This window comes from Citrobacter sp. Cpo071 (assembly GCF_030332765.1).
GTDB classification, from domain to species: Bacteria; Pseudomonadota; Gammaproteobacteria; order Enterobacterales; family Enterobacteriaceae; genus Citrobacter; species Citrobacter portucalensis.
On record NZ_JAOWHE010000032.1, the window covers coordinates 1 to 205 of the forward strand.

Genomic DNA, 205 nt, shown 5'->3' on the forward strand with positions numbered 1-205 from the left:
TGGTGGAGCAGCATAATCCGGCAGGCTTAAGCTACCGCTATGAATACGGGAAAAACGCCGTCACCATCACCGACAGCCTGAACCGCCGGGAAGTGCTGCACACCGCCGGTGAAGGTGGCCTGAAGCGGGTGGTGAAAAAGGAATACGCCGACGGCAGCGTGACCTGCAGTGAATACAACCCCGTGGGCTGGCTCACCGCACAGAC

At 60.0% G+C, this 205-nt stretch carries 1 protein-coding gene; it reads left to right on the forward strand.

The annotated features are described in order from the left end of the window. Positions 1-205, forward strand: a 205-nt coding sequence (locus tag OGY09_RS00960) for a hypothetical protein (protein ID WP_286589793.1), incomplete at both ends; no start/stop codon positions are given.